28 protein-coding genes are annotated in these 24,129 nt (G+C 66.5%); 10 read left to right on the top strand and 18 right to left on the bottom strand.

The genetic code is table 11. From position 1 onward, the window contains the following. Positions 1 to 4: 4 nt before the first annotated feature. Positions 5 to 1,294: a DEAD/DEAH box helicase gene (locus ASE39_RS21900; protein WP_057272511.1), complete on the bottom strand. Its 1,290-nt coding sequence runs from the start codon at positions 1,292 to 1,294 to the stop codon at positions 5 to 7. Positions 1,295 to 1,528: 234 nt separating this feature from the next. Between ASE39_RS21900 and ASE39_RS21905 the strand changes: the two genes are divergently transcribed. From ASE39_RS21905 to ASE39_RS21915, 3 genes are read left to right on the top strand one after another with little or no spacing between them, the layout of a single operon-like run. Then, positions 1,529 to 1,999: a DUF2721 domain-containing protein gene (locus tag ASE39_RS21905; RefSeq protein ID WP_010460766.1), complete on the top strand. Its 471-nt coding sequence runs from the start codon at positions 1,529 to 1,531 to the stop codon at positions 1,997 to 1,999. Continuing rightward, positions 1,996 to 2,358, top strand: coding sequence for a translation initiation factor Sui1 (locus ASE39_RS21910; RefSeq protein WP_010460769.1), 363 nt, complete (start codon positions 1,996 to 1,998; stop codon positions 2,356 to 2,358). Before ASE39_RS21905 ends, ASE39_RS21910 begins: the two co-directional genes overlap by 4 nt. Before the next feature lie 40 nt (positions 2,359 to 2,398). After that, positions 2,399 to 2,626: a DUF3820 family protein gene (locus ASE39_RS21915; protein WP_010460770.1), complete on the top strand. Its 228-nt coding sequence runs from the start codon at positions 2,399 to 2,401 to the stop codon at positions 2,624 to 2,626. 144 nt (positions 2,627 to 2,770) lie between these two features. On the opposite strand, the gene ASE39_RS21920 is transcribed toward ASE39_RS21915, so the two are convergent. Then, positions 2,771 to 2,977: a hypothetical protein gene (locus ASE39_RS21920; RefSeq protein WP_010460772.1), complete on the bottom strand. Its 207-nt coding sequence runs from the start codon at positions 2,975 to 2,977 to the stop codon at positions 2,771 to 2,773. 191 nt (positions 2,978 to 3,168) lie between these two features. Between ASE39_RS21920 and ASE39_RS26945 the strand changes: the two genes are divergently transcribed. Continuing rightward, on the top strand, positions 3,169 to 3,342 hold the full coding sequence (locus tag ASE39_RS26945) for a DUF5668 domain-containing protein (protein ID WP_010460774.1): 174 nt from the start codon (positions 3,169 to 3,171) through the stop codon (positions 3,340 to 3,342). A gap of 49 nt (positions 3,343 to 3,391) precedes the next feature. On the opposite strand, the gene ASE39_RS21925 is transcribed toward ASE39_RS26945, so the two are convergent. Together ASE39_RS21925 and ytfE are read right to left on the bottom strand one after the other, a co-directional pair. Beyond that, positions 3,392 to 3,853, bottom strand: a complete 462-nt coding sequence (locus ASE39_RS21925; RefSeq protein ID WP_057272512.1) for a group III truncated hemoglobin — start codon at positions 3,851 to 3,853, stop codon at positions 3,392 to 3,394. After that, complete coding sequence (gene ytfE, locus ASE39_RS21930) at positions 3,850 to 4,617, bottom strand: iron-sulfur cluster repair protein YtfE (protein ID WP_057272513.1); 768 nt, start codon at positions 4,615 to 4,617, stop codon at positions 3,850 to 3,852. Before ytfE ends, ASE39_RS21925 begins: the two co-directional genes overlap by 4 nt. A 90-nt stretch (positions 4,618 to 4,707) precedes the next feature. Between ytfE and ASE39_RS21935 the strand changes: the two genes are divergently transcribed. Beyond that, positions 4,708 to 5,250, top strand: coding sequence for an Rrf2 family transcriptional regulator (locus tag ASE39_RS21935; protein WP_057223453.1), 543 nt, complete (start codon positions 4,708 to 4,710; stop codon positions 5,248 to 5,250). 52 nt (positions 5,251 to 5,302) lie between these two features. On the opposite strand, the gene ASE39_RS21940 is transcribed toward ASE39_RS21935, so the two are convergent. The 6 genes from ASE39_RS21940 to phnD form a co-directional block, all read right to left on the bottom strand. Continuing rightward, positions 5,303 to 6,331 (bottom strand): helix-turn-helix transcriptional regulator, encoded by a 1,029-nt coding sequence (locus ASE39_RS21940; protein WP_241776897.1) that lies wholly within the window; start codon positions 6,329 to 6,331, stop codon positions 5,303 to 5,305. Positions 6,332 to 6,362: 31 nt separating this feature from the next. After that, complete coding sequence (locus ASE39_RS21945; RefSeq protein ID WP_057272514.1) at positions 6,363 to 8,471, bottom strand: molybdopterin cofactor-binding domain-containing protein; 2,109 nt, start codon at positions 8,469 to 8,471, stop codon at positions 6,363 to 6,365. Continuing rightward, positions 8,468 to 8,932, bottom strand: a complete 465-nt coding sequence (locus ASE39_RS21950) for a (2Fe-2S)-binding protein (RefSeq protein WP_057223459.1) — start codon at positions 8,930 to 8,932, stop codon at positions 8,468 to 8,470. Before ASE39_RS21950 ends, ASE39_RS21945 begins: the two co-directional genes overlap by 4 nt. A 166-nt stretch (positions 8,933 to 9,098) precedes the next feature. After that, positions 9,099 to 9,683 (bottom strand): redoxin domain-containing protein, encoded by a 585-nt coding sequence (locus tag ASE39_RS21955; RefSeq protein WP_057223460.1) that lies wholly within the window; start codon positions 9,681 to 9,683, stop codon positions 9,099 to 9,101. 29 nt (positions 9,684 to 9,712) lie between these two features. Beyond that, positions 9,713 to 10,426, bottom strand: a complete 714-nt coding sequence (gene serB / locus ASE39_RS21960) for a phosphoserine phosphatase SerB (protein WP_057272515.1) — start codon at positions 10,424 to 10,426, stop codon at positions 9,713 to 9,715. Positions 10,427 to 10,572: 146 nt separating this feature from the next. Further along, the gene (phnD, locus tag ASE39_RS21965) at positions 10,573 to 11,631 is read right to left on the bottom strand and encodes a phosphate/phosphite/phosphonate ABC transporter substrate-binding protein (RefSeq protein ID WP_057272516.1); all 1,059 of its coding nucleotides are present in this window, start codon (positions 11,629 to 11,631) and stop codon (positions 10,573 to 10,575) included. 363 nt (positions 11,632 to 11,994) lie between these two features. On the opposite strand from phnD, the gene ASE39_RS21970 reads away from it, so the two are divergent. Beyond that, complete coding sequence (locus tag ASE39_RS21970; protein ID WP_010460793.1) at positions 11,995 to 12,213, top strand: hypothetical protein; 219 nt, start codon at positions 11,995 to 11,997, stop codon at positions 12,211 to 12,213. Between the two features lie 115 nt (positions 12,214 to 12,328). Here the strand turns inward: ASE39_RS21970 and ASE39_RS21975 are convergent, their stop codons facing one another. The 3 genes from ASE39_RS21975 to ASE39_RS21985 form a co-directional block, all read right to left on the bottom strand. Continuing rightward, positions 12,329 to 12,736: a carboxymuconolactone decarboxylase family protein gene (locus ASE39_RS21975; protein ID WP_057272517.1), complete on the bottom strand. Its 408-nt coding sequence runs from the start codon at positions 12,734 to 12,736 to the stop codon at positions 12,329 to 12,331. Further along, on the bottom strand, positions 12,663 to 13,145 hold the full coding sequence (locus tag ASE39_RS21980; RefSeq protein WP_010460798.1) for a MerR family transcriptional regulator: 483 nt from the start codon (positions 13,143 to 13,145) through the stop codon (positions 12,663 to 12,665). The genes ASE39_RS21975 and ASE39_RS21980 overlap by 74 nt, the downstream gene beginning before the upstream one ends. 163 nt (positions 13,146 to 13,308) lie before the next feature. After that, positions 13,309 to 14,100 (bottom strand): sigma-70 family RNA polymerase sigma factor, encoded by a 792-nt coding sequence (locus ASE39_RS21985; protein ID WP_057272518.1) that lies wholly within the window; start codon positions 14,098 to 14,100, stop codon positions 13,309 to 13,311. 87 nt (positions 14,101 to 14,187) lie between these two features. On the opposite strand from ASE39_RS21985, the gene ASE39_RS21990 reads away from it, so the two are divergent. Next, positions 14,188 to 14,787, top strand: coding sequence for an ATP-dependent Clp protease proteolytic subunit (locus ASE39_RS21990; protein WP_010460803.1), 600 nt, complete (start codon positions 14,188 to 14,190; stop codon positions 14,785 to 14,787). Between the two features lie 136 nt (positions 14,788 to 14,923). Here the strand turns inward: ASE39_RS21990 and ASE39_RS21995 are convergent, their stop codons facing one another. From ASE39_RS21995 to mfd, 3 genes are all read right to left on the bottom strand, one after another. Beyond that, the gene (locus tag ASE39_RS21995) at positions 14,924 to 15,694 is read right to left on the bottom strand and encodes an alpha/beta family hydrolase (protein WP_082615541.1); all 771 of its coding nucleotides are present in this window, start codon (positions 15,692 to 15,694) and stop codon (positions 14,924 to 14,926) included. Then, positions 15,678 to 16,358, bottom strand: a complete 681-nt coding sequence (locus ASE39_RS22000) for a hypothetical protein (RefSeq protein ID WP_010460808.1) — start codon at positions 16,356 to 16,358, stop codon at positions 15,678 to 15,680. Before ASE39_RS22000 ends, ASE39_RS21995 begins: the two co-directional genes overlap by 17 nt. A gap of 77 nt (positions 16,359 to 16,435) precedes the next feature. Beyond that, the gene (gene mfd / locus ASE39_RS22005) at positions 16,436 to 19,912 is read right to left on the bottom strand and encodes a transcription-repair coupling factor (RefSeq protein ID WP_010460810.1); all 3,477 of its coding nucleotides are present in this window, start codon (positions 19,910 to 19,912) and stop codon (positions 16,436 to 16,438) included. A 100-nt stretch (positions 19,913 to 20,012) separates the two neighbouring features. Here mfd and ASE39_RS22010 point away from each other — a divergent pair, with 100 nt between their 5' ends. Together ASE39_RS22010 and ispF are read left to right on the top strand one after the other, a co-directional pair. Continuing rightward, positions 20,013 to 20,933 (top strand): 2-C-methyl-D-erythritol 4-phosphate cytidylyltransferase, encoded by a 921-nt coding sequence (locus tag ASE39_RS22010; protein ID WP_029413674.1) that lies wholly within the window; start codon positions 20,013 to 20,015, stop codon positions 20,931 to 20,933. A 97-nt stretch (positions 20,934 to 21,030) separates the two neighbouring features. Continuing rightward, positions 21,031 to 21,510 carry a 2-C-methyl-D-erythritol 2,4-cyclodiphosphate synthase gene (gene ispF, locus ASE39_RS22015; RefSeq protein ID WP_057272519.1) on the top strand — a complete coding sequence of 160 codons (480 nt, stop codon included), beginning with the start codon at positions 21,031 to 21,033 and terminating at the stop codon, positions 21,508 to 21,510. A 47-nt stretch (positions 21,511 to 21,557) separates the two neighbouring features. On the opposite strand, the gene ASE39_RS22020 is transcribed toward ispF, so the two are convergent. Both ASE39_RS22020 and ASE39_RS22025 read right to left on the bottom strand, forming a co-directional pair. After that, positions 21,558 to 22,601: a LacI family DNA-binding transcriptional regulator gene (locus tag ASE39_RS22020; protein ID WP_057272520.1), complete on the bottom strand. Its 1,044-nt coding sequence runs from the start codon at positions 22,599 to 22,601 to the stop codon at positions 21,558 to 21,560. A gap of 123 nt (positions 22,602 to 22,724) precedes the next feature. Continuing rightward, a complete protein-coding gene (locus tag ASE39_RS22025; RefSeq protein WP_140426855.1) occupies positions 22,725 to 23,279 on the bottom strand; it encodes a hypothetical protein in 555 nt (184 codons plus the stop codon). A 322-nt stretch (positions 23,280 to 23,601) separates the two neighbouring features. Here ASE39_RS22025 and ASE39_RS22030 point away from each other — a divergent pair. After that, a partial coding sequence (locus ASE39_RS22030; RefSeq protein ID WP_199864320.1) for a dihydrodipicolinate synthase family protein occupies positions 23,602 to 24,129 on the top strand: 528 nt, incomplete at its 3' end.

The following is a 24,129-nucleotide window of genomic DNA, read 5'->3' on the forward strand; positions in this document are numbered from 1 at the left end:
CCTTTCAGGAGCCTTTTTTGTGGGCGGTGGGGGCGGATTCCGCCGTGGCTGCTGCTGCGGCCGTTGCGGCGCGCAGCTTGTCTTTCTTGCTGGGCCGTTTGCCTTTGATGCCGCCGGTGCCCTGGGGATCGGTGGCCGATGCGGGCGGAGGGGCCTCGGTGGGTTCAAAGCCTGCAATCTGTTCGCGCGGCAGGCTCAGATGCTGGCGCTTTTCGATCAGGCGGAAATGCGCTTCGGCATCGGCCGTCACAAAGCTCACGGCCATACCACTCTCACCCGCGCGGCCCGTGCGGCCGATGCGGTGCACGTAGTCCACTGCCGAACGGGGCAGGTCGTAGTTGACCACGGCAGGCAGCTGCGCAATGTCGATGCCGCGTGCCGCCAGGTCGGTGGTCACCACCACCTGCCAGCGTTCGTCCTTGAACTCCTGCAGCACCTGTTTGCGCGCGCCCTGGCTCAGGCCTCCGTGAAAAGGCGTGGCAAAGATGCCCGCCTTGTAGAGCTTTTCGGCCACGTGCTCGGCCGCGTATTGCGTGGCCACAAACACCAGCACGCGCGACCAGCTGTGTTCCTTGACCAGGTGCCGCAGCAGCTGGGTGCGGCGCACCGCGTCCACCGCAATGGCGCGTTGCTCGATGGCGGGCTCGTTGCCTGGGGTGTGGGGCACCTCCACGCGCACCGGGTTTTTCAGCAGGCCATCCGCCAGCGCCTGCACTGCGGCGGGAAAGGTGGCTGAAAAGAACAGGTTCTGCCGCTGGGCGGGCAGTAGCGCCAGCACACGCGTCAACTCTTCGGCGAAGCCCAGGTCCAGCAGGCGGTCGGCTTCGTCGAGCACCAGGTGTGCCACTGCGGACAGCCGCAGCGCGTTGTGCTCCACCAGGTCCAACAGGCGGCCGGGGGTGGCCACCACGATGTCGGCGCCGCCGCGCAGGCCGAGCATCTGCGGGTTGATCGACACCCCGCCGAACACGATGGCCACCTTCAGCGGCTGCTGCAGGTGCTGGGCCAGGCTTCGCAGCACCTCGCCCACCTGGGCGGCCAGTTCGCGCGTGGGCACCAGCACCAGGGAGCGCACGCGGCGCGGGCCGCTGGTGGCGCCCAGCTGTAGTTGCTGCAGAAGGGGCAGCGCGAAAGCGGCGGTTTTGCCCGAACCCGTTTGTGCTGCGCCCAGCAGGTCAGCCCCTTGCAGGATGGCCGGGATGGCCCCCGCCTGGATGGGCGTGGGCGCTAAAAAGCCCGCTTTTTCGGCAGCGTGGACAAGGGCAGGGGACAGACCGAGGGAGGCAAAGGGCATGGGGGCGGCGCTGGAGCGGCGTTGAAAAGGCAACGCACGACAGCGCGAACGGGAAAAGATGGAGAGATTGTCGCCGCAGTTGCCACTGTGGCCTGCGCATGGGGCCAGCAGTTGCCGCGCCGCTGGCGCATCGCGGGGCGTTGGGCTCACTGGGATTGGTTTTCGTCCTGTGCGGTCGCCACCGATAATCGAGCCACCGGCGGTTCGCCGACCTTTCCCCATTTTTCTACACCCATGGCTCTGACCCTCGACTCCTCTGCCATCACCCACGGCATCCAGCTGGCGGTGGCCCCTGTGTTTTTGCTCACGGCCGTGTCCGGCATGATCGGTGCCGTTGCGGGCCGGCTGGCCCGCATCATCGACCGGGCCCGCGTGGTGGAAGACCGCGCCCGCGCCAACACCGAGCCCGAGTTTCTGGCCCGCGCCTACAACGAGCTGGCCGACCTGCGGCTGCGCGGGCGGTTGGCAAACGGCTGTATCGGGTTGCTCACGTTCTGCGCGTTCCTGATTGGCACCACCATCATCCTGCTGTTTCTGGGGGAAACGACCGACTTTCAGTCCAGCCGGTTCGCCGTGGGGGGCTTTCTGGCAGGCGTAGCGTCGTTTTTGCTGGCGCTGGTGTGTTTTCTGACCGAGACGCTGCTGGCCACCCGGTTGCTCAACTTTCACATGTTGCAGCAAGAGGTGGAAGGGAAAAAGCCATGAAGTCGTTTGCCGACCTGGGCGGCCTGGTGTATTCCACCGAGTCGGGCCGCATGTGCCCAGGCTGCCGCCAACCCGTGGCGCAGTGCACCTGCCAGCAGAACCAACCCCTGCCCACGGGCGATGGCATTGTGCGTATCTCGCGCGAAACCAAGGGCCGTGGCGGCAAGGCCGTGACCTTGGTCAAGGGCGTGCTGGTGGACGGGGCCGCGCTGGAGCAACTGGGCAAGCAGCTCAAGGCCGCCTGTGGCAGCGGCGGCACGGTGAAGGACGGCGTGATCGAAGTCCAGGGCGACCATGTGGAGCGCGTGATGGCCGCCCTGCAGAAGCTGGGCCACAAGGTCAAGCGCGCGGGCGGCTGATGCGCGGGCTGCGTGAGAAGGCCCGCAAGGAGGCACCGTGATGGACACCGAAAAACTCCAGCGTCTGGTCACCCTGCAGATGCCCTATGGCAAATACAAAGGCACGGTGTTGGCCGATTTGCCGGGCAACTACCTGAACTGGTTTGCGCGCGAGGGTTTTCCCAAAGGCGAGCTGGGCCAGTTGCTGGCGCTGATGCATGAGATTGACCACAATGGTTTGTCAGACCTGCTTAAACCGTTGCGTGGGGCGCGCGGGCTGGAAAATTGATCGTTGGTTGCGCGGGGCGCGCGCCTGCGTGATGCACGATGCGCATCGGCCCGTGCCTTGGCCAGGGAACGCGGAGGATCTGCCAAGCCCGTGCAGGTCCTTGCACCAGCCACAGGCACCACGCGGGATGGGGCTGCGCGCCCGTCAGCCCTTTTGTTGGCCTGTGTTGCAGTACAAGCCAGCGTAGTTGATCGCAATGAGTTGCGCGATGGCGAGAATATCGGCGCGCGAGTGGTCGGCTCCGGGAAACAGATCCTTCGCCAGGCTCTGGGCTTCTATCACCTGTTTCGTGGCGAGTTCGCTGGCGCGATAGAGCTCCCGCGCAAGGACGATGTCCGCGTTTTGGGTCATGCTGTTCTCCTGATTTTTTGAGAGCCTCAGTATGAACTCTCACCCGCGTTCGGGGCGTGGAGGCATGCCATTGGCGCCGCCGGTGGCGCGCTGCTGCCAGCTTCACGGTCTTGAGCTTTCGGGCCTCCAGTGCAGTCTGCATGCCGCCATAATCGCATTCCATACCAACTCACCACTCCGAGGGAATACACATGAAGGGCAATATTGCTGCGATCGTTCTGGTCGTGCTGGGCGTGTTTTTTCTGCTGACCAATCTCGGGCTGATCAGCATCAGCCTGCGCGAACTGCTGCGGGTGTGGTGGCCTGTGGCGCTGATTGCGGTGGGCCTGGCGTTGTTTTTCACACCGGGGACCAAGGGCAAATAGACCTTGGCACAGGCGCGAAGATGTCGACGGGGTAAAGCCCCTTTGCCTTTCAGCCGTCCCGAGGCTGCGGCCCGTGCCCGTTGTCTTCGCTGCGGGTCGGCACAAACGCTGGATCGGTGCCAAAGTAGCCCCGGAACAGGTTGCGCGCAATCCCGTGTGCTGCCACTTGCAGGTCGCGCGCCACCTCGGGGGCAAACAGGCGGCTGGTGTGCTGCTGCCAGAGTCCCACCCAGGCGGCAAAGTGGGCGGGCGTCACACCCTCCAGCACCATGTGTTTGCCAAACACATCGCCTTTGAAGCTGCGCGTGCCCAGCGCTACCGTGCTCCAGAAGTCCACCAACCGCTGCAGGTGGGTGTCCCATTGGCCGTGCAGGGCTTTTTCAAACACAGGCCCCAGCAGCGGGTCCTGGCGCACATCGCTATAAAAACCATGCACCAGCCGCGTGATGCTTTCCACGCTGGGTGGTGCGTGTGTCCCAAGACCCTCGGGTGAAGTGGTTTGCAGGTTCATACCTGCAGTGTGCCCCCACCGCTGCAGGCGCAGCCTGACGGACCACAACCCTGCGAGGGGGCCTCGCTGGCTTCAAACTGGGGGAACAGCACGTTGTTTTCGAGGTGGATGTGGTTGATGAGGTCATCGCCCAGCTGGGCAATGCCCGCATACAGCGCGCGCCAGGTATTGCAGGCGCCTTGCGGGGGCGTGGCGTCGTTGGTCAAGGCGTTGAGCTTGTCCAGTGCTTCGCCGTGGTCCACATGTTCGGCGCGCATCATGCCAATGGGTTGGCCCACAAACGGGTTGCTGCCGACCTTGAGCATGGGGAACAGCACCTCTTCTTCCTTGAGCATGTGCGACAGCAGTTCTTCGTGCATTTCTTCGAGGTGGTCGGCCAGCCCGGCGGGCACATGCGGGTTGTCGCGGTGCACGGCTTCCACGCGGCGGGCCATGCGGATCAGCTCGGGCAGCTGCTGGCGGTGCACCTCGTGGTAGCGGACCAGGATGTGGTCGATGAGCGCGCTGGGCGATGCGGCTTCGGGCACAGCATCGCTGCGTTGCAGGGCCGCCAGTTCTGCCAGCACGGCGTTGGCATCCAGCCCCTTATCGGCAGCCGCCTTGGCCAGGCTGACCTGGCCGCCGCAGCAAAAGTCGAGCTTGAGCCGCCGGAACACGGCGGTGGCGCCCGGCAGTTGCACCGCGATCTGACCGATCTGCTGCTCGGTGCTGAGGGGGGCGGGGGCGAGAGGGGCGGCTTCCAGATGATCAACGCGGGCGTTCATGGTGGTCCTTTAAAGATTCATTTGATGTGAATATTTTATCCAATAAAATTCCAACGAGATGCATCTTTTAATTGACCTGGGGCAAATTCCATGCGCCTGACCCAATGGACGGACTACACGCTGCGCGTGCTCATGTACTGCGCGGCCACCGAAGGCCGCGAGCAGCCGGTGACCATCACCGAGGTGGCCGAGGGCTACGGCATTTCGCGCAGCCACCTGATGAAAATCGTGCAGCAGTTGTCTGCACAGGGCCTGCTGGAGACCACCCGCGGGCGGGGCGGCGGCATGCGGCTGATGCTGCCCGCTTCCGCCATCAACATCGGTGCGGTGGTGCGCGCCACCGAAACCGATTTCAACCTGGTGGAGTGTTTTGACCCTGCCACCAACCAATGCCGCCTGAGCAGCCATTGCCGCCTCAAAGGCGTGCTCTGGCAGGCCATGCAGGCCTATCTGGCGGTGCTGGATGGCGTGACGCTGGAGGATCTGATGGCCCCCCCTGCTGGGCCTGCATCGGCGGGCGGGGGCGCTGTGCGTGCCCTGCTGCCCGCCGTGGCGCTGCCACGCAACGGCGCCACGCCGCGCCGGCGCTTGCCGGTGGCGGGGTTGCCATCGGCAGCATCAGAAATTGAATAAAAATGGCTGCTAGCGCTTGATGGGTATGGGTTTTTAGCTATTCAATTTGTAGTTATCCACCGCCGGACGCGATGACTCCTGCAAAGGCCTGCCGATAGCGCGCGGGTGTCAGGCCCACGTGGCGGGCGAACTCGCGCGTGAAGTGGGGCTGGTCGGCAAAGCCGCAGGCGAACCCGATTTCTGCCAGGCCATGTGGACTGTCCAGCAGCCACTGGGCCGCCAGACGCGCGCGTGCCTCGGTCACGATGTGGCGGCAGCTCAGGCCGCGTTCGGTCAGCGCCCGCTGCAGGCTGCGGCGGGCCAGGCCCGTGTGCTGGGCCAGTGCATCCACCGTGTGCTGCGCTGCCGGGTCCTGCAGCACATGGCGCGCCAGCTGGTGCGCCAGCGGCGGCCAGGGCAGGGCGTCGCACAGGTGGGTGGCGGGCTGGGGCTCCAGGGCGGGGGCGACGGGGGCCTTGCCTTCGTCTGTGTGCACTTCCCAACGCAAGGTCCAATGGCCCATCTGCCCTTGCGCGGCCAGCGGTGCCAGTTGCGCGTGCAGCTCGGTTGGCGCCGTGGCAGGGACTCCAATCCGCAGGTTCACGCGTTGAGCAGGGGCCTCGGGTGCACCGAGGTCCACTTGCAGCCCCCGGACGCCCATGGCGTGGCTGGCGCCCATCAGCACGCCGAGCACGGCGAGGCTTTCCGTGGGCAGGGGCGTTTCAAGCACGCCGGGGCGGGCATGGTGGTGCAGCGCCAGGGTGCCGGGTGCGCTGGCCAGGATGCTGACCTGGTGGCGCGAATGTACGTACCGCTCCAGCCGTTGCCAGCGTGTCAGCAGCTCGGGCACGCAGGTCGCGCCCAGCAGGGCGCGGTGCACGGGGTCGCCCGCGAGCAGGTCCACCTGCTGTGCCAGCTGCAGCAGTGTGCCCAGGCCGCCCTGGTGCAGCACGGCTTCGACCACGCTGCGTTTGTAGGCCAGGGGCACGTGGCTCGCGGCCAGCCCGTCGGCACCCGGTGGGGGCGGTGGCGGCACCAGCCCGTGCGCAGCCACGGCGCGCACCAGCAGGCGGACCATGGCGGCGCTGGCAAAGTCTTGCATGGGCGGATTGTGCCGTTGCTTGTTGGGACGTTCAGCCGTGCGCGCCCAGGGCACGGAGTACATCCGCGCTGCGCACCGGCAGGCGGACAAAACGCACGCCTGTGGCGTCGCGCAGCGCGTTGGCGATCGCTCCGGCCCCGGCCACCATGGCGGTTTCTCCGGCACCGGTGGGCGGCGCGCTGCTGTCGATCAGGTGCACATGCAGCGGCGGAATGTCGCCCATGCGTGGCAGCGGGTAGTCGGCAAAGCTGGCCGCTGCCACGCCCGAGCGGGCTATGGGCAACTTCTCGTGCAGCACCATGCCCAGGCACCACACGAGGTTGCCCTCGGTCTGTGCGCGCACGCCGTCGGGCTGCAGCACCAGGCCACAGTCGTGCGCGCACCACAGCGCCACCACGCGCACCTGGCCGGTGGCGCGTTGCACTTCCACATCGGCCACGGCGGCGGCGTAGCTCACGCCCTTGTAGATGCCGCCCGCGATGCCGCGCCCGCGCAAGGTGCTGGCGTCGCTGGCGGGGCGCTCTGGCCAGTGGGCCTCAGCGGCGGCGCGGCGCAGCACCTGGGCCAGGCGTGCATCGGTGGTGTGCTGCAGGCGCCAGTCCAATGGGTCTGCCTCTGCGTGGCGCGCGCATTCGTCCATGGCGCTTTCCACCACCAGGGTGTTGGGCCCCGTACCCAGTCCGCGCCAGGGGCCGGTGTGCACGGGCAGGCGCTGGGCGGTGAACTCGATGCGCTGCTGGGGCACGTCGTACGGTATTTGCGCGCCGCGCGCCACGCCGCTGTCGCCCGCCAGGTCGGCCAGGGTCTGCATCCACACCGGCATGGCGGCGGGTGTGAACAGGATGTGGCTGCTGGCCAGCGCATGCCACCAGTGGGTGATGCGCCCGCCCTGCACCCGCGCCCGCACACGGTGGCTGGAGGGCGGGCGCTGGAAGCCCTGGGCAAACTCCTGCGCGCGGCTCCATTGCACCTTGACGGGCGCCCCCACGGCCTGGGCGAGCACGGCGGCCTCCAGCTCCACCGTGCACAGCGTGCGGCCGCCGAAGCCGCCGCCGATGCGGCAGGCCTGGACCTCGATGCGTTCGGCATCCAGGCCCAGCTGGCGAGCGAGCACGTCGCGCATGTAGAACAGGTCTTGGGTGCCCGCCCATACCTTCAGGGCGATGCCTTGGTCTGCGGCGGCCAGCCAGTGCGCCGTGGCGCTGCGCGGCTCGATGGGGGCGTGGGCGGCCAGGGGCACGTCCATGCGCAGGTCCAGCGTCCATGCTGTGTCTGCGGGCAGGTCGTCCTTGCGCAGGCGATGCTGCAGCGCGCCCCGGCGCAGGTGGGTGTCGATGTCGATGCGCTCGTCGATGGCCGCCTGCTCGAAGGCGCTGCCATCTTCCACCTGCCACTGCACGGCCAGGGCGGCCTCGATGCGGTCGAGCGCCGAGGGCGTGCGCGCCACGATGCCCAGCCCCAGGCTGCCCATCTGTGCGAGGCGTGGGTGCTGCACCACGGCCACGCAGGCCGGGTCGGCGCGGGCCGCCGCCGCGTCCCACGCCTGTGGGCGCGAGGTGATTTCGGCCGACACCGGTGCGCGCAGCACGCGGCCATAGAGCAGGCCGGGCAGGCGCGTGTCGCCCGCAAACAGCGGCTGGCCGGTGACGAGGGCGTGCAGCTGGCCCGGTGCCGCAGGCGTTGTTTTGGCCTCCCCGGTGCGCGGTCGCAGGCTGCGCAGCGCATTGGCCGGGAGGTCACGCGCGGCCAGCGTGCCCGTGGTCTGGCCTTGCGCCAGGGCCTCGCGCAGCGTGGCGCAGGCGCGGGCCAGGGGCAGGGCAAAGTCCTGCACGCTGGCGCTGCCCACGGTGGCGCGCACGCGGGCGATGTGGCGGGTGCTGGGCAGTTGAAGGTGTACTTGTGCAGGCGGCACGCCCAGCTCGGCAGCGGCCAGGCCCTGCATGGCGGCGCTGATCTGCTGGCCCATTTCGGCGCTGGGCAGCCACAGGGTGTAGCGGCCGTTTTCGTGCCGTATCCAGCCCAGCGCGTCATTGGCGGTGGAAGTGGGGCGCTTGGGGATCACCGGCACCAGGCTGCAGCCCGCGAGCGTGACGGTGAGTACCCCGGCGCCTGCCGCTGCCAAAAACTGGCGGCGCTTCATGGCTTCGCACCCTCAGCAGCCTGGTGGATGGCGGCGCGCACCCGGTGCTGGGTGCCGCAGCGGCACAGGTGGGCCGACATGGCGACGTCGATCTGTGCATCGCTCGGGCGGGGCGTGGCGCGCAGCAAGGCCACGGCGCCCATGATCTGGCCGCTCTGGCAGTAGCCGCACTGGGGCACGCGCAGGTTCAGCCAGGCCTGTTGTACGGGGTGCAGCGTGCCGTCGGGTGCCGCCAGGCCTTCGACGGTGGTGATGGAGCGCCCTTGCAGCCCGCGCGCCGTCTGCAGGCAGGCGCGCTGCGCCACGCCGTCGATGAGGACGGTGCAGGCGCCACATTGGCCCATGCCGCAGCCAAAGCGGGTGCCCGTGAGGCCTAGGGGCTCGCGCAGCAGCCAGAGCAGGGGTTCGTCCTCCCAGCCGGGAGGCACCGGCTGGGCTTGTTGGTTCAGGGTGATGTGCATGGGGCCTCCGTGGGTGTGACGGGGCCAGTGTGCAAAGGACGGGGGTGGCTGGTCTTGAAGATTTGCGCCACATGCAGCGCGGGGCGCATCAGGGCATAGGGCGCCCGGTGGAGCAAAAAATAGTGGTCAAAATGGCCGTCTGCGCGCGTCCATCAAGCGCAATCAGCTATTGTTTTGGAAGCAATACTTTCCACTGCGGCATGGTCTGCGCCCACCACAGCCGCAGGCGCATCGCCCATTCGGGCGTGTAGCCCGAGGTGGCAAACCGCACCTGGCCGTGCGCGTCGATCACCACCAGCGCGGGCACGGAGCGCACGCCCCAGCTGCGCGACAGGGTGGCCTGCGGGTCCACCGCCGTGGGCCACGGCATGCCGCGCTGGCGTTGCACCTGGGCCACCCGCTCGGCGTTGCCCGACTGCATGGCCACGCCCAGCAGGGGCCAGTCGGAGGAGAGGCTGGCGATGCTGGGCTCTTCGAGCTTGCAGACTGCACACCATTCGGCCCAGAAGTGCACGGCCACGGCCTGGCCGGGGTGCTGGGCACGCCACTGGGCCAGGGTGGTGGGGGCGGTGGCGCCAGCGCTGGGGGCCATCACCAGCGCCACATCGGGCGCAGGGCCCTGGGGCAGGTCGCGCGTGCGCCAGGTGTCCACCGCCACGATGGCGATCCAGGCGAGTACAAGGGTGACCATGTGCTGCTTCCAGCCCTTGCGCAGGGACTGCGCAGCGCGGGTGATGCGGACTTTCAGCATGAATGGGTGAAGGGAGATACCGCGGGGGATCAGCGCAGCACTTCCAGCAGCCGGTCCAGCCCGCCCTGGTTGATGGCCACCTTGGCCTGCGCGCGCACGGCGGGCTTGGCGTGGTAGGCCACCGACAGGCCGGCCGCGCCCATCATGGGCAGGTCATTGGCGCCGTCGCCCACCGCAATCGCCTGCTGCGGCGAGATGCCCATGAGCGAAGCCACTTCCAGCAGCGTGCGGCGCTTTTCGGCGCCATCACAGATGTCGCCCCAGGCCTGGTCCACCATGCGGCCGGTGAGTTGGCCATCTTGCACTTCGAGCATGTTGGAGCGGGCGAAATCAATGCCCAGCCCGGCCTTCACGCGGTCGGCAAAAAAGGTGAAGCCGCCCGAGACCAGCAGCGTGGTCAGGCCTGCGGCCTTGGCGGCGGTGATCAGCTCCTTGGCGCCAGGGTTGAAGCGCAGGCGCTCGGTGAACACCTGTTCCATGTGCTGCACCGTCACGCCCTTGAGCAGGGCCACGCGCTGGCGCAGGCTCTCTTTGTAATCGGTGATCACGCCCTGCATGGCCGCTTCGGTGATGGCGGCCACCTCGGCCTTGCGGCCTGCGGCGTCGGCGATTTCGTCCACGCACTCAATGTTGATGAGGGTGGAGTCCATGTCAAACGCGATGAGCTTGTAGCTCGAGAGGGACAGCGGGGGCACGATGCCCTGGACAACAAGGCCGGGCGCGAATTCGGTAGCGTGGGTCATGGCAGAACGTGGGGTTCGTTTTTATCGGGGGTGCACAACCCGCAATGGTATCGCCCGCGCCGATTGCCACAGGCGGCGGCGGGCGAAGGTCGGCATCTGCGTCCGGGTGCCCGCTACCTGCCCTTCGGTCTGCAATGTGTGCCCTGCTACAGCACGCTGGGCGGGAGCTTCAGGCGCAGCTCCAGGCGCGAAGCCCGTTCGCTGATGGCGCGGATGCGCTGGGCTTTCTCGGCCTCGGACAGGTCTTTGCTGCGATTGACCTGCTGCCACGCCACGAACATGTCGATGTCGCCAGCGGTGATGAGCTGGGAGTTTCGGGATTTTCTGAAGGCTGAAAGGTTGTTGACCTGTTTCAAGACTTCCTCGTCCAGCGCGTTGTGCTTTCCGAAAGACGTAATGACCTGCTGAATCCTGCGGCGTAAATCCAGCGAAAGGGATGTCGACCAGATCAGCGGAGATTGTGGTATTACCGGCGATGTCCACAGGATATTCAGTTGACTGGCCAGGTCCGGATCTTTGGCCTTGAACATCTTGAGTTCTTCATCATTGGCGGTGGCCAGGTCCACCTTGCGTTGCGCGGCCAGGGTCAGATTGTCGATGTGGCTGCCGCGCCGCACCTCCTTGTAAAGGCTGGCCGGGTCGTTGATACCCCGCTTGACGAAGGCGTAGTACAGCGGCACCAGGTGGCCCGAGAAGCTCTTGGTCTCACCATCGGCAAAGACCAGGCCCTTGCCGGGCTGCTGGGCCGCGTCCAGGGTCTTGAGGCCGCTGTCCTTGTGCGTCACGATGATGGCGTGGTAACCGGTACTGCCGGTGTCGGTCACCATCTGGGCAAAGACCTCGCCCACACCCCGCTCCACCACCGCCAGTGCTGCGGAGTTGCCCACCCAGGCCAGGTCGATCTCGCCATTGGCAAATGCGTTCGCCAACGCGGCTGAGTCGGGCGATACCCATGCCTTGAGGGTGATGGGCTGCCCAAGCTCCTGCGACACCCTTTTCACAAAGGATGTCCAGGCCGCCACAGCGGCGTCGGAGCCTCTGGGGGTGATCACTGCAAACACGAGTGGCGATTTGCGCGTGTCGCCTGTCGCAGCGGTGGCAGATGGCGACGATGGAGCGGCGTGGCCCCAAGGCGGCACCAACGGCAACAGCCCGCCGGCAACCAGCCAGCGTCTGCGGCTCCAATGCGCGTCGACATGCACCATTGAAAATCTCCTCAAGATTATTTTCTGAAATCCGGCAAGCCGGATAATGACTGCTTTAAATCCGTTGATCAGGGTTTTGGCATTGGTGTGGAATATAGTGGCAGTGGCGCCATGCGCGCAAATCGGTGAGAACCCTTGGGTAATGGTTATCTTTCAATTGGCTTTCAATAATGCTTGGTATAAATACTGTGGTAGAGATATTGGTGAATATGGGATTAATGATTACCGCTCAATGCCGGCGGCGGGGGGCTGAGCGATTCGGCCGGGCTTGAGATCGACGCTGCAGACAGCATGTTTGTCAGGTAGCCTCCGCGGTGGTCCATGGGGGCCAGCCCCTACCAACCAACAAGCTAACAAGCCCCGATGAAGACCATTGACGAAATGCTGAACCTGGATTTGCTGACGAGCGAGCAGCACGGGGAGATCAGTGCATGGATCGCACGCTCTGCCTCGCCCGAAGAGATTCTTCAGATGCCCGCGCCGCTGTGGCAGGCCGTGGAGCGTGCCAGCCGGGTGATGGGCATCGACGAAGACCTGTTGCGCCCTCCGGCGCTGGATGCCGGCAGTCTGGCGCTGGGTTGACGCAGCCCGTCCTGTCGCCGGCGGGTTGACGCGCGCAGCGGCACCGCCTGCCGCGGGGATATTCGCCACGTGGCTGTGGCCGTTTGCGCGGTGCTTTCGGCGGCAGGGCGGAGGTTTAGGCTGCCGCCGTTTCTGCTGGGGCATCGGACGCTGCGAACACCTCGCGCGCCGCTGCCAGCCCGTTGAGTGCCGCAGGGAAGCCCGCGTAGACAGCCATCTGCATGATGACTTCCACAATTTCCTCGCGTGTGACGCCCACGTTCAGCGCCGCCTGCAGGTGCACTTTGAGTTGGGGTGCTGCGTTACCGAGCGCCGTGAGCGCGGCTACCACCGCGATCTCGCGGCTGCGCAGGTCCAGCCCGGGGCGGGAATAGATGTCGCCGAAGGGGAACTCGATCAGATAGCGGGCGAAGTCGGGGGCAATGTCGGCCAGGCTGGCAATGACGTGCTCACCGGCTTGTCCGTCGATCTCGCGCAACTTGGCGAGGCCCTGGAGATAACGTGGATTGGTTTCGGGGGACATGGGTGCTTCCTTGGCTGGGTGACGGTTGTGGCGTGTGGCGAAGGGAAGCTTCCAGATCCCGGTAGTGCGCGATCTTGGCTTGAAGCGCCTGTGCGGCCTGCTGCATGGCACTGATCGTGGCGAGCACTTGCGCGAGATGCTGCTCCAGCAGCTCGCGCCGCTCGGGGGTGGTTGTGTTCCCTTCGCTGCGCAGCCGTGCGAAGGCCTGCATCTGCCCGATGGGCATCTGGGTCTCGCGCAGGCGCAGCAGGAATCCGATCCATTCCATGTCCGAAGCCGCATAACGGCGCTGGCCACCGGGCGCACGCGCTACGGGCGCGATCAGACCTGCGCGCTCGTAGTAGCGCAGGGTGTGCGCGGTCAGGCCGGTGCGTTTTGCGACTTCGGCAATGGTGAGGAGGGATGCCATGGGAACATTCTGAAAGTTGGAGCGCACTCTAAGTCAAGCGCTCATTGACGGCTTGTCCCGTCGCTGTCGATCAGCGTTGAGGGGGCACGGGGCCAAGTCTTCGTGACGGTGCAGGCAGCTGGCACAGCCGCTGCCCGGTGATTGCCGCCGCTACAACAGGTTCTTACCGCAGCGCGGCTTCCAGGTCGCATGCCGCCCGCACACCCAGCGGCAGCACACACAGCATGACGCCGTCGAGCGTGAGCACCAGGCCCAGCTGGCCGCCCATCTGCACCATGCCGCTGGTGGTGCTGCGCGGAGCCACCGCGGCGGGCACTGCCATCGCGTGGAACCCCGCCAGCGCGCTGATCGGCGGCTGGTTGAGCATGGCCCACAGCGTTTGGGGGTCTCGCCATTGCAGTGACTGCAGGTACCGCCGCAAAACCGTCTCTTCACCGGAGTCGATCTCGGGCTGCGGTGTGTCGCCCGACTGCCGCAGCCGCAGCAAGGCCCGCCGCAGTTGTTGGCGGCTGGCGGCCTCGGTCTTGCCGCTGGCCAGGGCGATCTCTGCATGGCTGGCCTCGAACACTTCGTGCAGCAGCACGGCGGCGCCCTCGGCCGGTGCCAGGTGGGCGGCCAGGTGGCGCAGCGCTCGGGTGGCTTCTTGCGCCAACGCTGCATCCTCTTCGGCAGAGGTGTGCGCGGGTTCAACGCCGTTGCGGGCATCGTTGGCCTCCGCCAGCCAGTGCTGCATCCACTGGCGCCGCCGCAGGCGGTCGATGGCCAGGTTGCGCACCACCGTGAGCAGCCAGGCCTGTGCGGCGTTGAGTTCAGGTGTGGCGCCCACTTCCAGTGCGCGGACATAAGCGTCCTGCACGGCATCTTCTGCCTCTGCCGGGCCCAGCAGGCGGGTGGCGGCGCGCACCAGGCGGTGGCGGTTGGCTTCGATCAGGGGACGCAGGCGGTCATCGTGCATCGGCAAATCTTGCCATAGGCCAGCGGGCTGCGTGTCACGCAAGCCGCGTCTCGTTCGTCAAGGCAGTTCAACTCCCCGGACCTTTCCATGAACACCACCCCAGACACTCCCGAGCCATCCCGCAGCACCGAGCCACGCACGTCATACCTGGAAGAAAAAGCCTTCAAGGCGCGCACCCTGTTGATCTTTGGCACCGTCACCGACGCCATGGCGGCGGATGTGACGCGCCGGCTCATTGCGCTGGACGCTGAAAGCGCCGATCCCATCGATGTTTTGGTGAGTTCGCCCGGAGGCCATCTCGAATCGGGCGATGCCATTCACGACATCCTGCGCTTTATCGCTGCGCCGGTGAACATGATCGGCACTGGCTGGGTCGGCAGCGCGGCCACCCATCTTTTTCTGGCGGCGCCCCGCGAGCGGCGGTATTGCCTGCCCAACACGCGCTTCCTGATCCACCAGCCCAGTGGTGGCACGGGTGGGCCCGCCAGTGACATCGCCATCCAGGCGCAGGAGATCCTCAAGGCCCGCGAGCGCATCGCACGCACCATCGCGCGCGAGACCGGCAAGCCGCTGGAAGTGGTGCTGGTCGATATCGAGCGGGACCGCTGGCTGCCGGCCGAGGAGGCGGTGGAGTATGGGTTGATCACGCGCATCATCGAGCGCAAGACCGAGCTGCGGGGCGCTTGAGCCCTTTGCCGCGTAGGAAATCGCTTGTCGAGGGTGTCCGCCGGCACGGTGCCATGTGGGGCCATCCGCAAGTCCCGTGTCCGTCTCGGCGGGCGTGGCCCAGGGCCGGTTTTGGCCGGGGCAGGGGCCGGGCGGCTCAGTCCTGCTCGGCCGCCGCCAGCAGGGCGGCGATGCGCTGCTGCAGCGCCAGGGCCGCCACGGGCTGGGCCTGCAGCCAGGCGTGCAGGGCGTGGCCCGCGCCGGGCAACTGGACCACATCCACGCTGCGTGCGGCGGTGGCGACCTGGCCGTAGCCTTGGATGACGGCGGGCGGGATCACCACATCCTGTGCACCCCAGACCAGCAGCAATCGGCCGCGAAAACGCCGCAATGCCGTCCAGGCCAGAGCGTCGGCGAAGTCCGTGGTGGTGCGCAGGGTCTGCTGGAAAGCCGGGCCGAAGGGCTGGTGCTCGGCCACCGGCGTGTAGGCCGCGGGGCAGAACAACACCAGGGCGCGGGGCTGCAGCGCATCCAGCAGTTGGCAGGCCGTGTGGCCACCCATGCTGGAGGCGATCAGGGCCAGGGGCGGTCGTGCGGCCCCCAGGCCCAGGTGGGCCGCCACGGCCTGCGCCTGGGCCTGGCGGTCGGCCAGGCTGGAGCCCAGCAGGCTGCCGCCCGTGGCGCCATGGCCCACGAAGTCGAAGGCTGAGCCGGCCCAGCCTTGGGCGGCCAGGGGCTGGAGCAGGTAGGCCATGCGGCGGTGGTCGGTGGCCGCACCGCCGCCGTGCAGGGACACCAGGCGCGGCACCGCAGCGGCCGTGCGGCCCCAGGTGCTGCCATGCAGCCAGTGGGCGCCATAGGCCACGGTAAAAGCCGTGCGCACGGCGGCTGGCGCAGCTGCCTCCCGGGCGTCAGTTTTTTTCGCCATGGAGGTACAGATCGTCCGACCAGGTAGCCAGCCATTCGGGCTTGAACGCCACGAACACTGCGCACAGCATGCCGGTGACCACCGCGTCCCCCCAGGCCATCAGCCAGCGCGCCACGAGCGAGAGCTGGCCACCCACGCCCGGCAGCGTGTGGCCGTTCCATTGCGACAGCGTGCCTGCCACGAACAGGCACAGCGCCGTACCCAGAAAGCCCCTCCCTAGCACATAGACGAAGGCGCGCACGCCCGCAAGCGATCGTGCCCCGGCCAGGCGGCGCAGCGCCACCCCCAGCAGCAGCGCCAGCGTGGCAGGCACCACGCCCTGCCACACGGCCATGCCCAGTGCATCCCACACGCCTAGGCCGGGTGAGACCAACGCCGCGATGGCGCCCACCGCCAGCAACGTCGGCACGGCCAGCGGCCAACCCAGCATGAGCAGCACCAGGCATGCGCCCGACCACTGCAGTTGCAGCGGCATGTGGTGCAGCGTGGGCAGGGCCCACATCCAGGGCAGAAACACCAGCGTGGCCAGCAGCGGTGTCCACAACGCAGATGGCGTGCCAAAGGCCTCGGGTGCCAGGGGCTTGCGGCTGGCCAATATGCGCCAGGGCCGCGCCGCCAGGGCGGCAACCAGAGCGACGAGGGCGAGGGCGGCTTCCAGCCACATGGTTCTGTTTACTACGCTATTGATAGCTAGCAGCGCTTTATGGATAAGCGCTAGAGGCCAATTTGATCCAAAAACCTTTAGACAGCAACCACCGGCTGCCCCAGCGACCGCAGGATGTCCCGCACCATCTGCGCGCGGTCCTTAGGCTCCTTCAGCTCGCGCTCGATGCGCAGCTTTTCGTTGCCCGCCAGCTTGATGTGCTTGTTCTTCTGGATGAGCTCGATGATGCGCATCGGGTCGATGGGCGGCTGGGGCTTGAAGGTGATGTTGATCACGCCCGGAGCGGCATCCACCTTCACCACGCCATAGGGCTGGCTCAGCACGCGCAGGCGGTGCACGTCGATGAGGGTCTGGGCCTGCGGCGGCAGCTTGCCGAAACGGTCCACGATCTCTTCGAGCAGGCCGTCGATCTGGTCGGGGTTCTTGGCGGTGGCCAGCTTCTTGTAGAACGACAGGCGCAGGTGCACGTCGCCGCAGTAGTCGTCGGGCAGCAGGGCGGGGGCGTGCAGGTTGATGTCGGTGGTGACCGACAGGGGCGAGAGCAGGTCCGGCTCCTTGCCGGCCTTGAGCGCCTTGACGGCTTCGTTGAGCATCTCGTTGTACAGCTGGAAGCCCACCTCCAGCATGTTGCCGCTCTGGTTCTCGCCCAGCACCTCGCCGGCGCCGCGGATCTCCAGGTCGTGCATGGCCAGGTAGAAGCCGCTGCCCAGTTCCTCCATCTGCTGGATGGCATCGAGGCGCTGGGCGGCGTGCTTGGTCAGGCCCTCGGTGTCGGGCACCATGAGGTAGGCGTACGCCTGGTGGTGGCTGCGGCCCACGCGGCCGCGCAGCTGGTGCAGCTGCGCCAGGCCGAACTTATCGGCGCGGCTCATGATGATGGTGTTGGCCGTCGGCACGTCGATACCGGTCTCGATGATGGTCGAGCACAAGAGGATGTTGTAGCGCTGGGCCACGAAGTCGCGCATCACGCGTTCGAGCTCGCGCTCAGGCATCTGGCCGTGCGCCACGGCGATGCGGGCCTCGGGCAATATCTCTTCGAGCTTCTGGCGCCGGTTCTCGATGGTCTCCACCTCGTTGTGCAGGAAGTAGACCTGCCCGCCGCGCTTCAGTTCGCGCAGTACCGCCTCGCGGATCACGCCCGTGCCCTCGTTGCGCACGAAGGTCTTGATCGCCAGGCGCCGCTGCGGCGCGGTGGCGATGACCGACAGGTCGCGCAGGCCTTCCAGCGCCATGCCCAGCGTGCGCGGGATGGGCGTGGCCGTGAGGGTGAGCACATCCACCTCGGCGCGCAGGGCCTTCATCTGCTCCTTGTGGCGCACGCCGAAACGGTGCTCCTCGTCGATGATCAAGAGGCCCAGGTTGTGGAACTTGGTGGATTCACTGAGCAGCTTGTGCGTGCCGACCACGATGTCCACCGTGCCGTCGCCGATGCCCTTGATGGCGGCGGTGATCTCCTTGCCCGAGCGAAAGCGCGACACCTCGGCCACCTTCACCGGCCACTTGCTGAAGCGGTCCACCAGCGTCTGGTAGTGCTGCTCGGCCAGCAGGGTTGTGGGCGCGAGGAAGGCCACCTGCTTGCCGCCCGTGACGGCCACGAAGGCCGCGCGCAGGGCCACCTCGGTCTTGCCGAAGCCTACGTCGCCGCAGACTAGGCGGTCCATGGGGCGGGGGCTGATCATGTCCTGGATCACCGCGTGGATGGCGGCGTTCTGGTCGGCGGTTTCTTCGAAGCCGAAGTCGTTGGCAAAAGTCTCGTAGTCCTGCGGGCTGTAGCGGAATGCGTGGCCTTCGCGCGCCGCGCGGCGGGCATAGATGTTGAGCAACTCGGCCGCGCTGTCACGCACCTGCTCGGCGGCTTTGCGCTTTGCCTTTTCCCACTGGCCGCTGCCCAGCTTGTGCAGCGGCGCTTCGTCGGCGCTCACGCCGGTGTAGCGGCTGATGAGCTGCAGCTGGCTCACGGGCACATAGAGCACGGCCTTGTCGGCGTATTCGAGGTGCAAGAACTCCTGCATGGCGGGCGTGCCGTCGGGGTTCTTATTGCCCACGTCCATGTTGACCAGGCCGCGGTAGCGGCCGATGCCGTGGGCGCTGTGCACCACGGGGTCGCCCACGTTGAGCTCGGCCAGGTCCTTGATCAACGCCTCGACGTCGCTCACCTGCTCCTGCTTCTTGCGCCGGCGCGTGGTGGGGCCGGCAGCGAAGAGCTCGGTCTCGGTGACGAAGTCGATGCCGTCCTCGATCCAGCTGAAGCCCACGGTGAGGCCGGCAGTCGCAATGCCCACCTTTTCGTCGGCCGTGCCCTGGAACTCGGCCAGCGAGTCGAAGGCCGGCGGGTTCACCCCGCTCGCGCGCAGAAAGTCGAGCAGGCTCTCGCGCCGGCCCGCGCTTTCGGCCAGCAGCAGCACGCGGTGCGGCGTGTTGCGGATGTGGGCATGCAGGCGGGCCAGCGGGTCTTCGGCGCCACGCACCACCGACAGGTCGCCCAGCTTCTGGAAGTGCGGGTTGTCGGCGATGTCCTCCACTCCGGGGCGGATGGACAGCTGGGCATGCTCCTTGGCGCGCGTGTAGAACTGGTCGGCCGAGAGGAACAGCTCTTCGGGCGGCAGCACCGGGCGCTCGGGGTCGCCCTGCACCAGGCGAAAGCGGTCTTTCGTGTCCTGCCAGAAGCGCTGGAAGGCGGGCTCCAGGTCGCCGTGCAGCACCACGGTGGCTTCTGACCCGAGGTAGTCGAACACCGTGGCTGTTTCATCGAAGAACAGCGGCAGGTAGTACTCGATGCCCGCGGTGGCCACGCCCGCGCCCATGTCCTTGTAGATGCGGCTCTTGGTCGGGTCACCCTCGAGCATCTCGCGCCAGCGGCTCCTGAACTTGGCGCGCGCGTCGTCGTCCATGGGGAACTCGCGCCCGGGCAGCAGGCGCACTTCGGGCACGGGGTACAGGCTGCGCTGGCTGTCGGGGTCGAAGGTGCGGATGCTGTCGATCTCGTCGTCGAACAGGTCCACGCGGTACGGTACCAGCGAGCCCATGGGGAACAGGTCGATCAGCCCGCCGCGCACCGCGTATTCGCCGGGGCTGACCACCTGCGACACGTGGCTGTAGCCCGCCAGCGTGAGCTGGGCCTTGAACTTGGCTTCGTCGAGCTTTTGCTTGACCTTGAAGTGGAAGGTATACCCCGCCAAAAAGGACGGCGGCGCCAACCGGTACAGCGCCGTGGTGGCGGGCACCAGCACCACGTCGGCCCCGGTGTCCTTGTCCTTCTGGCTGATGCGCCACAGAGTGGCCAGCCGCTCACTGATCAGGTCCTGGTGCGGCGAGAAGGTGTCGTAGGGCAGTGTCTCCCAGTCCGGGAACAGCGCGCAGCGCAGCGATGGCGCGAAGAACGCCATTTCCTCGATAAGGCGCTGCGCATCCGTGGCGTCGGCCGTGACGATGGCGGTGGTGCGTCCTGCGGCCTTGTCACGTTCGGCCAGGCGGGCCAGCAGCAGGGAGTCGGCACTGCCCACGGGGCGGGGCAGGGTGAAGCGTTTTCCGGGGGAGAGTTTGGGCAGTTCCATGCGGACGGTGTGTGTCGTCTGGGCCCGCCGCATCCCCAGGGGCGCAAAACGCGCACGGGCTGGATGGGTAGGCAACGGGAGATTTTAGAATGAGCGATCCATGACTGCTCCCTTGTTGCACCCCCCGCTCGCTCCTTTGTCTGCCCACGGGCGATTTTGGGCGCTGGTGCCCTGCGCCGGCATGGGCTCGCGTGCTGTTCCGGCTGGCGCCGCTTTGATGGCCCCGGCGCCGGCTTCAGGCAATGCTGTGCCATTGACATCGACGTTGGCCGCTTTCTCGGCCGTGGACGCTGCGCCAACCACGGCCCCGGCACCCCTGCCCAAGCAGTACCACCTGGTGGCGGGGCAGCCCATGGTGCTGCACACGCTGGCGGCTTTTGCCGGCGTGGGGCGCCTGCTGGGCACCCTGGTTGCGGTGGCCCCTGGGGACCGGTTTCTGGATGCACATGCACACCCAGCGTTTTTTGTGGTGGAGTGTGGTGGTCCGACACGTGCTGACACGGTGCTGGGCGGTCTGCGGGCCCTGCTGGAGCGGGGTGCGCTGCGTGATGACTGGGTGCTGGTGCACGATGCGGCGCGCTGCCTGGTGACCGCCGACCAGATCGACAACCTCATTGACCAGTGTGCTGGCGACAGCGTGGGGGGGTTGTTGGCCCACAAGCTGGCCGACACGCTCAAGACCTCCATCGACGGCCCGGGCGGCGTGCGCGTGGCTTCCACGGTGGATCGCAGTGATAAATGGCTTGCGCAGACGCCGCAGATGTTCCGCATCGGGCCGCTCATGGATGCCATGGACAAGGTGGGTTCCAACGTGACGGACGAGGCCAGCGCCATGGAGGCGATGGGCCTGCACCCGCGTCTGGTGCAGGGAGGGGCGCAAAACTTCAAGGTCACCTACCCGGACGATTTCGCGCTGGCTGCCGCCGTGCTTGCTGCGCGTGCGCACGGAACGACGCTGGAGCGTTTTGGTGGCGACCGGGGCCAGGTGACCACCGCCCCTGGCAAGAAGAATCTGTTTTAGAACCGTTTCCTCCGGTTCATCGACCCCGGCCTCACGGCGCAGTCAGGGGCGCAAGGCAACACAACGCCGCAAGGCACGCACAAACAAAGGCAAACGGATGAATTTCAGGATTGGTGAAGGCTGGGATGTGCATGCACTGGTCCCTGGCCGCCGTCTGGTGATTGGTGGCGTGGATATTTCCCACCCCATGGGACTGCTCGGCCACTCGGACGCCGACGTGCTGTTGCATGCGATTACCGACGCGCTGCTGGGCGCAGCGGCCCTGGGCGACATTGGCAGCCATTTCCCCGACACCGACGCAGCCTTTCGTGGCGCCGATTCCGGCGTCTTGCTGGCCGAGGCCGCGCGGCGCGTGCGTGCGGCCGGGTACGAAATCGGCAATATCGACAGCACGGTGGTCGCGCAGGCACCGCGCCTGGCCGCGCACATTCCCGGCATGCGGGTTGCCATTGCACGTGCAGTGGGCATCGCCGAGGGGCAGGTCAATGTGAAAGCCAAGACGGCCGAGCGCCTGGGGCCGGTGGGGCAGGGGCTGGCGATGGAGGCACGGGCTGCGGTGCTGATCTACACCGTGTGACCGTGCTCACGCTGCCGTGACTGGCGGCGAAGATCCCATAGAGGGGTTCAGGCGCTCTCGCGCTCAATGATCGAAAAACCGATGTCCACCACAGGTTCTGCCACTGGCTTGCCTTCGGCACGATCGGCAATGAAGCCTGCCGCCGTTTGGCCCATGCGGGTGCCGTCTATGCGCACGGTGGTGAGGCTCGGGATCACGGTTTGGGCGAACTCCAAGTCTCCAAAACCGACGACGGCCAATTGGTCGGGGACTGCCATTGCGCGCGCATGCGCTTCGGTGAGCGCCCCCAGGGCCAGCATGTCGGAGCTGCAGAATACAGCGTCGATATCTGGTTGCACCGCCAGCAATGCGGCCAGGCCTGCACGCCCTTCGGTATGGGATGTGGGAGACTTCTCCAGCTGTAGCGCTGGCTCGCGCAGGCCCAGCCGGTCCGCTTCGGCGTAGAAACCCTTGCGCCGCCGCGCGGCGCGTTCATCGTCTCCGCTGAGCAGCGCCAGCCGGCGCCGTCCCTTGGCATGCAGGTGCTTGCACACGGCGGCGCCCAGTTGTTCGTGCGACAGCCCGACCAGCATGTCGATGGGGGTGGGGGTGAAGTCCCAGGTTTCCACCACGGGGATGCCGGAGGCCTGCAGCAGGCGCCGCCCCTCTGGGGAATGCATGATGCCGGTGAGCACAATGCCATCGGGCCTGCGGCCCACGATGGCGCGCAGCAGTTCGTCTTCACGCGAATGTGCATAGCCCACCTGGCCCAGCATCACCTGGTAGCCACGCAGCTCCAGGGCATCGGTGAGCGATTGGACCATCTCGCCGAACAGCTGCCCCGTGGTGGTGGGCACGAGGGCCGTGACCAGATGGCTGCGTGCTGAACGCAGGCCCCCTGCAATGAGATTGGGCACATATCCCAGGCTGGAGACCGCTGCCTGCACCCGGGTGCGCGTAGGCTCCGACACCTGGTTCGGCGTATTGATCGCGCGGGACACGGTGATCATCGACACCCCCGCCTGTTCTGCCACCTCGCGCAGCGTCACTACGGGCCGGTCGCGGGTGGCTGGCGATGCTGACGCGCGGGGGCTGGAGGGGTTAAGCGGCATGCGTCGAGTCTATATAAGGCAAAGGCCTTCAAGACCGCACCCCCCATCGGTGACCGAGGTCGCCGTAAAAAGCCTCCAGACCGCCACCAGGGTGTTTCGGAAAACGCCCCTTGCGTTGTGGAGCTACCTGGCTTCGTGCAGGTAGGTCTCGAACAATTGTTGGTGCAAGGCGGTCGGGGTGGGCGTGACCTGCGGATTTCCAAGGTCATAGGGGTAAGTGGGCAGGGCGGTCAGGCCCAGACGCAGGAACCACTGGCGGGTCTCGTCGAATGTCCCTCCGTAGCAGCACTGGGTCAGGATGGCGCCAGCGATGTTTGCAGTTCCGCACACCGAGAACTGCCCTTCGCTGTCCAGTTGCACCACCACGCTTTCAGCAATGGGCTTCAACGACGGCCCACGCCAGTAGCCAAAATAGTTGCCTTCATCATCGGCCACCACAAAGGCAACGTGGCGGCAGACCTCGGCAATGGCCCGGATGTTTGCCGCAATCTCGGGGTCAGCCCGCTCGGCTTCAGTCAGGTAGCTGGTGTCCAGCCATGGCGCCCACTGGGGCTCTGCGCTCATCCGGACGCCCGTACGGCGCTGCAGTTCCTCCTGATGCAGGAGAAGGACCGCAAGGTCCTGCGGCAGAGGTTCGCCTTGCAATCTGAGAAGGGAGAACTGTGTGTGGATGCTCATGGGCTGGGGTGTGCTGATTCAAGCCGAGCGTAACGCAGACCGCAGGCCCAATCACGCGAAAGCCCCATGAACGAGCCACCGGCATGGCTTTGGTTATCACATGACATAGGGTTATCCACCATGTCTGATTGATTTGTTAACGTTAACATTTGACATATCTGCTGTTGCTAACAGGTTTTGAAATGAGATTCAGAGGCTGTTTACGTGCCCAGACTCCTGGGTTAAGCGGCTTGTATGACCTCTTGATTTTCGCGGAACCGGTTTTATTGCGTTGGTTCCCGTTCGTTTGTGACCCCTGACCTGTTGATCTGACTGAATGACCATGAACCCGCAAGAACTCAAATCCATCATGGGCTCCGGCCTGCTGTCCTTCCCCATCACGGACTTCGACGAGCAGGGTGAATTCCGCCCCAAGACCTACATCGAGCGCCTGGAGTGGCTGGCCCCCTACGGCGCCAGCGCCCTGTTCGCCGCTGGCGGCACGGGTGAGTACTTCTCGCTGTCGGGCCCCGAGTACGGCCAGGTCATCAAGACCGCCGTGGATACCTGCCGCGGCAAGGTGCCCATCATTGCCGGTGCCGGTGGCCCCACGCGCACCGCCATCGCCCATGCCCAGGAGGCCGAGCGCCTGGGCGCCCACGGCATCCTGCTCTTGCCCCACTACCTGACCGAAGCGGGTCAAGAGGGTTTGATCGAGCATGTGGCGGCGGTCTGCAAGAGCGTGAAGTTTGGTGTGATCGTCTACAACCGCGACCGCACCAAGCTGACGGCCGATTCCCTGGCCATCCTGGCCGATCGCTGCCCGAACCTGGTGGGCTTCAAGGATGGCGTGGGCAATATCGAGACCATG

Source organism: Acidovorax sp. Root267, assembly GCF_001429215.1.
GTDB lineage: Bacteria > Pseudomonadota > Gammaproteobacteria > Burkholderiales > Burkholderiaceae_C > Acidovorax > Acidovorax radicis.